Here is a 3,097-nt window from a genome sequence, read left to right as displayed (position 1 = left end):
ATATTGGGGGGAAATTTTATCGACCTCAATATTCTCAATCTTTCCTATTTTGGCTAATTTCTTGTTTTGCTTGAAACAAAAATAGTCATTAATTTTAACTGCTGGTGTTCCAGCGTAAAAGCCTGAACTGCAAAGACTTTTAGTTACTACAGAAGCAACGCCAATTATTATATTGTTCCCAATTTTAATACCTGGGTTTATTTTTGTTGATGAACCAATATATACATTATTACCTACCTTCACTTCAGATATAATTTTGTCACCTATAGTATCAAATCCATGTGTCCATACTTGATTCCATACACCGGCGAGGACTACATTGTTTCCAAAATGTATTGTGCCAGTAGTATCAAGAATATTTTTTCTCAATATTTGGGTATTGTCACCAATAACAAGACCGGTTTTTGGGCATAATTTATATTTTGAACCTGTAATATTATTTCTTGATAATATTGTTGATCGTTTTCCTAATGTAACAAAATCAATGTTCTTAATTATATTGAAATTTCCAATCGTTGAGTAATCTCCCATTTTCAAAACTTTTGTATCAATTATGCTATGCCCTATACAGGCTGTTTTACTTATTTCCCATTCAGTATTTAAGAAATTCAATACTAGATTTTTGATTCGTGATGGGGGGAGAACAAGGCAAGCTATGCTAGTTAATTTTTTTCTGAACATGTTTAAGGCAGATTAATTGAAATAAAAGAGTGGTAAACATTGCAAATAGCATTCCTGCAAGCAATTGAATTAGGCCAAGATTTGAAGAATAAATATATGCTGTATAAATAATAACGCCTGCGAAGTTTGCTAATAATATATATTTGTTTTTATTTACTTTGTTGAATGCCACTTCATTGTACGCAGTTATGCACCATATCATGGTTGAAGTGATTGAAAGCAAAGCTATCAAGTAATTAAATTTGATATCTGTAAAGAAGACGAAGTACAAGTAGAGAGTAATAATTGAGACAAAACCTCCTGCTATTAAAAAAAATAAATAAGGTAAGTATGTCTCTTTTTGATATTGATTATAGCTTGTACTCATCATTTTTTTATTAAGATATCCACAATATATGCTGTGTAATATTTGAACAATCAAAGAGAATCTTTGAGTAAGAGATAAAATAGTCATATCTGTTTCAGTTAATGCATTAAACGCGTAAATCTTTGTATAGTGCATGATAAATAATGACAATGATGATGATATCATTATCGGCCAAGAATAATTTAATGCTTTGGTTAACTGGCTATAGCTCTCTAATAATCTTGTTTTTTTATTGAATGCCAAATAATTACTATAGAATAGTGGTATTAATAAGTAAGCATAAAATATGTTTGTCAATAAAATTTCATCATCAACTCTACCTTTGAAAATAAGAGTATATATTATTACTATTATGTTTGTGGATAAGGAAAAGTAATACGCAAAAACTGGTTGATCTGATGCCCTAAATCTATAAATCAAATAATTGTAAACCGTTAAATAAGATAGGCGTGACAAAACGAACAATATTAATTCACTTGCATGGAAGTATTTTAACGATATAAATGATATAAATAATATTAGACAAATGCTCGCTATATTGACATCTAACTCATTAAGTAGTTTTGATCCATTCCCAGCTCTAAGGTAGCCATATATACAATAGCTTTTAATGCCGAAATCTGCAAATATAGATATTAATATCCCTAAGCTGAAGACATATTCAATAGTATTGAATGAAGTTTTACTGTTTAGGTATGTTAGAAATAATAACGGCAAAGCAAAATTAACACATCTATCCAAAAGAGAATAGAGAGTGTAATTGATAACATTCTTTATATTTAATTTATTGAACAGCATTGCAATATTTATTTTGAATCTCGTTTAAAAAAATAATATTCTGAATTTCAACTACATCCTCATAGTCGGAAATTAGAAATTGATCTTTATTGGCTTTTGCGAATGTAATTATTTCTGAAAGTTTTGATTCAAAGCCTTTTATTTTTGCAGATGATATTAATGGACGCATGCCACCATTTAAAAAATCATGATTAGTTATACAGACTGCTTTATCTCTATAAACAAGTTCATTTGGTAAATATTTTTCAAAGGCCTTCCGAAGTAGATATTTATCTACATTTTTTTTCTTTGAAGAGTGCCCTGCTCTACCTGAAGTTATTTTAGCTCTCATACTAAAAGGGATTGATGCTGAGAATTTGAGTAACTCCCAGTCACAATAGGGCATTTGTGAGTAAACTCCATTAACTCTTGCACAAGTACTAACATATTCACCATCGCTACAATTTTGGAACCCCATTGTTATATCAACTAGAGAATTAAAGAACTCATGTGACGTCAACCCTCTTGTTTTATTATATTTTTCCGCACATTTCTCCAAGAGCTTATTTTCATATTCTGATAAGCCTGTAATTTTTGATTTTTTATGCTTGTGCAGAAGGTTATGTAATATATATTCTTCGTATGATGCAAGCGTACTAAAGCGCTCTACTACTTTTTCGATTTTTTTGTTTGAGAAAGTTGGAAGCTTTGTAGCTTTTGTCGTAGTAGCACCAGTTCTTCCGATTAGATGGATTAACACTCTATCAACATAGTGTAAGTGTGGTGTATGTATTCTAGTGTCTTGGCCTGCGAAAATACTTGTATTTTTCCCTAATTTTTTAGACGCCAGTTCCATTAAAGGTGACAAGAGAGCACATGCAAAATATGGATAATTTGAGCTTATAGGAATTGATATATCGAATGGTGTTTCGGGGTCTATTTCTAAAAGGTTAAAACCTATACCTAAGCGCTCCGCACATAACTTTGCTTCTTGCCATTCTGACTGGACAGCTCCTTTCGTCGTGAAAGTAAAAGCTTCTAAATCGTTTATTCCAAGTTCATTTTTTAGGACTGCGGCACTTACACATGAATCAATCCCGCCGGATAAAAGCAAACCATTATTTTGAGTGACTCTCTTTTCATGGGCACGAATTATATGCTCTTTAAGTTTTTTTACATTTTCTTCTAGTGAGAGATCATTTGGCTCAATTGTTGATAACTTACCTGTAGTGCTATTTATTCATATTTAATACATGAGTATGTGTTAGAACC

The 3,097-nt window shown here is 31.1% G+C and carries 1 protein-coding gene and 1 pseudogene; both read right to left on the bottom strand.

Features of this window, described 5'->3' with window-relative positions:
• Positions 1 to 681: pseudogene (locus tag KDK14_RS12365) on the bottom strand (hypothetical protein); the annotation flags it as partial.
• Positions 682 to 1,832: 1,151 nt separating this feature from the next.
• On the bottom strand, positions 1,833 to 2,939 hold the full coding sequence (locus tag KDK14_RS21765) for an asparagine synthase-related protein (RefSeq protein ID WP_373691073.1): 1,107 nt from the start codon (positions 2,937 to 2,939) through the stop codon (positions 1,833 to 1,835).
• Positions 2,940 to 3,097 lie beyond the last annotated feature (158 nt).

This window comes from Endozoicomonas sp. ONNA2, from assembly GCF_024606365.1.
Lineage (GTDB): Bacteria > Pseudomonadota > Gammaproteobacteria > Pseudomonadales > Endozoicomonadaceae > Endozoicomonas.
The sequence above is the reverse complement of the archived record's forward strand: the minus strand, read 5'-3'. Positions and strand labels throughout refer to the sequence as shown.